This is a genomic window from Methanoregula sp. (genome assembly GCF_002835825.1).
In the GTDB taxonomy this organism is placed as follows: domain Archaea; phylum Halobacteriota; class Methanomicrobia; order Methanomicrobiales; family Methanospirillaceae; genus Methanoregula.
Genome location: NZ_PIZH01000254.1, coordinates 1 through 3,331 on the forward strand (window position 1 = coordinate 1; position 3,331 = coordinate 3,331).

Sequence of the window (3,331 nt, forward strand, 5' to 3'; positions counted from 1 at the left end):
GACCAGGTGGCGGCGGAGATCCGCCCCCTCTTCCGGCGGAGAGAACCTCCGGTCTTGTAAGACCGCGATGACCCTTGTCGGCAGTCTGCGGGAATACCAAAAAAGTCGTGCGGGGGCGGGCGGGAAAAAGAATCATTTTTATGCCCCGGACGAGAAATTTGAGAACATAACTGGCGATCCCCATGGAGCTGTCCGAAGAACTTGACCAGGAAATGAAGAAGATCAAGAGGGAACACCACAAACGGGACCTGGAAACCCAGATCCATGATCTTTCAGCGGAGATCAACCGGGCAGGCCATGCGGTCTCGGACGAGATCAAAAAAGCAATGGACACCGGAACCAATACTGCACCCGAAAACACACCAGAATAACAGCTTTTTACCGTAAATGTATATCCCGCAGGAGCCGGCGGGAGGGATTATTCCTGTTTCCCAAGGAACTTCTCAAGGCCCGCTTTCAGTTCCGGGATGGAGACCGGTTTCTGGAGCACCCCGAGGTAAGGGTCCTTCATCAGGGCGATCCGCTCTTCCACAGAGGGGGACGCGGTGAAGAGGATCACGGGCAGTTCGCGGATATTGTATTCGGTCCGGAGTTTCTCCAAAAACTCCCAGCCGTTCATCGGCGTCATCATGATGTCGAGCAGGATGAGGGCCGGCGGGTCATTTTTCACGCGTTCCAGCGCATCCAGCACATCCGGCACGAGCACCGGCTCGTAGCCGATCCTGCGCAGCAGGATGTCCATCATATCGAGAATGGGCTGGTCATCCTCAACCAGCATAATCTTACGCGTCATGGTGCATTTCCTCCCTGGGCAGGTGAATGGTGAATGTACTGCCGGCATTCACCACGCTCTCAACCGAAATGCTCCCGCCATGCATCTGCACGATATTTTTTGCAATCGAGAGGGACAGGCCGAGGCGTTCGTACTTCCGCGAGAGGACCGTACCATCGGCCAGCTGGAAGGGTTCGAAGATCGAGCTGAACTGGTCCTGCGGGATGCCGACACCGTTGTCCCGGATCGAGATATGGTGCTGCCGGTCCCCGACCTGTGACCGGTAGAAAATCCCGATCTTCCGCGGGGGCTTGGAATAATTGACGGCATTGGAGAGGAGCGAATCAAGCACCGAGAAGAGCCGTTCCCTGTCACCGGTAATCTGTATGGACTCCTCAATGTTGACCGTAAGCTCTGCCTTGGTCGCGTATCCCCCGGTATCGAGGACTTTCTGGACCAGCGGGGCAAGAGGGAAGGTTGAACGGGACAGGTGGAGTTTCCCGCTTTCGAGAACGGAGAGGTCGAGCATCTGGTTGATGATCTGCCGCTCGCGGTCAACGCTGGCAAGGCAGCGTTCGAGGATTTTCTTTGTGTCTTCCTTGATGCCGAACCCATCCGCATCGGAGAGCAGAAGGTTGAGGTACCCGAGGATCGGCTGGAGCGGTGTCCGGAGCTCGTGGGCAACGGTCACGATGACCCCCCGGCGCCGCTCATTGTCCTTGTGGATCTGGTCTTCGAGACGCTGTTTCTCCGTTATATCTACAATGTTGACGAGGGTTGCCGGGCTGCCCATGTGCATGGCCTGGTTCGTGAAGAGCGAGCCGACCCGCGTCTCCCCGGTCTTGGCCAGGAACCGGAACTCCTTTGCGTGCTTGGTCGGGAATTTTTGTACCCACTGTGCGGAAAATGCAGTGAATGCGTCAAGATCGCCAGGTTCGATGAATGCGGCAAGGCCCTTTCCGGTAATCTCCGCAAGAGAATACCCAACGAACGAAACGAACGATGGGTTGGCAAAACGAATGTACCCGTTCTGGATAATGAGGATGCTTGTCGGGGAACCTTCCGTGAGCTGCCGGTACTTCATCATGTTGTCGTTGTTAAGCTTCTCGGCAAGTTTCCGTGCATTGATGTTGATGACCGAGCAGCTGATCATACCGTCGCTGATCTGGCACCACGAGAGGTTGACCCAGCAGGAGGAGCCGTCCTTTGCGGCTAAGCGGGTCTCGAAATCCGTGGTCGTCTTCTCCTTTCCAATCCGCTCAAGGAACCGGCTCTTCTCCCGGGGCGAGAGGAAGATGTCCAGCAGCGACTTTGACAGGACCTCATCAACGGAATAATTCAGCATGGCCGCAAACTTTTCATTGCTCTGCTTGATCGAGAATTCCGCTGCATCAAAGAGAATGATCCCGAGCTGGGAGTTTTCGAAAACCGTGCGGTACTTGAGTTCTCCGGCATGGATCCGCTCGATGAAATACGCGATGATAACGGCGATAACGATGAACAGGATTGCTTCGGCGGTAATGGTGACAAGGGCCACGGGACTCGGAAAACTGTAAAGATACCCGATGGTCTGGTAGGCAAAACCGCAGGCTGCTGCAACGAACAGGCCCTTTTTCGGGGAGATATAGGATGCATAGATAATGGGGATGAAGAAGAGCTGGGAGGAGATGATGCCCAGTGTGCCCGTTGCAAACGACACCGCAGAGGTGGCGATGCACAGGAGGGCAAGCGAGGCGATGATGACCATTCGCACGAGATCGGTTCCGTGGAGGAAAAGACTGCCAACCCGGACTTGATTCTCCCGCATACTATCTGCCAGTTTGGTGTTCTTGTTATTTGAAAGTAGCAGACGATTCCCGCAATTCCGGAAAGGAGGGCCGGGATTGGTCCTGAGTCCTGACGGGAGTTCTGCATGCCGGACAAACAACCGGAGAAAGAACCACAACACGTCCAGTCAGACGGTATTCTTGCTCAGGAATTCACAAGAGGTGAGATCAGTGGTTTGATATAACTGGCCGGGCAACCTTCGATGGATTATGCGCCCCTACGTGATCGTCAACACTGCCATGAGCGCTGACGGCAAACTTTCTACCCGTGAGCGCCGGCAGGTGAAGATCTCCGGCTCGCAGGACTTCAACCGCGTTGACCGGCTCAAGGCAGGCAGCGACGCGGTGATGGTCGGCATCGGCACCGTGCTCGCAGACGACCCGTCCCTCACGGTAAAATCCGAGGAGTGCCGGAACAACCGGCTGGCCCGGGGGACAAGCCTGCACCCGGTCCGGATTGTCGTGGACAGCCATGCCCGCACCCCCATCGATGCAAAGATCCTCCACAAGGAAGAGGGAAAGAGGGTCATCGCGGTGTCGAAACGGGCGGACCCGGCAAAAGTAAGCGAACTGGAAAAATTCGCAACCATCCTTATTGCGGGGAACGATCGCGTTGACCTTGTGCAGATGATGGAGGAACTCGGCCGGATGGGTATCCGCCGGGTCATGGTCGAAGGCGGGGGCACGCTCATTGCCGGCCTCATTGCGGCCGGGCTCGTGGACGAGATCTACA

The 3,331-nt window shown here is 56.3% G+C and carries 4 protein-coding genes; 2 read left to right on the forward strand and 2 right to left on the reverse strand.

Going from position 1 to position 3,331, the window contains the following annotated elements; genetic code table 11:
• Positions 1-182: 182 nt before the first annotated feature.
• Positions 183-371, forward strand: coding sequence for a hypothetical protein (locus CW742_RS09300; RefSeq protein WP_292419528.1), 189 nt, complete (start codon positions 183-185; stop codon positions 369-371).
• A 47-nt stretch (positions 372-418) separates the two neighbouring features.
• Here the strand turns inward: CW742_RS09300 and CW742_RS09305 are convergent, their stop codons facing one another.
• Positions 419-793 carry a response regulator gene (locus CW742_RS09305; RefSeq protein WP_292419530.1) on the reverse strand — a complete coding sequence of 125 codons (375 nt, stop codon included), beginning with the start codon at positions 791-793 and terminating at the stop codon, positions 419-421.
• A complete protein-coding gene (locus tag CW742_RS09310) occupies positions 783-2,579 on the reverse strand; it encodes a PAS domain-containing sensor histidine kinase (RefSeq protein ID WP_292419533.1) in 1,797 nt (598 codons plus the stop codon). Before CW742_RS09310 ends, CW742_RS09305 begins: the two co-directional genes overlap by 11 nt.
• Positions 2,580-2,808: 229 nt before the next feature.
• On the opposite strand from CW742_RS09310, the gene CW742_RS09315 reads away from it, so the two are divergent.
• On the forward strand, positions 2,809-3,331 hold a 523-nt coding region (locus CW742_RS09315), incomplete at its 3' end, for a 2,5-diamino-6-(ribosylamino)-4(3H)-pyrimidinone 5'-phosphate reductase (protein ID WP_292419536.1).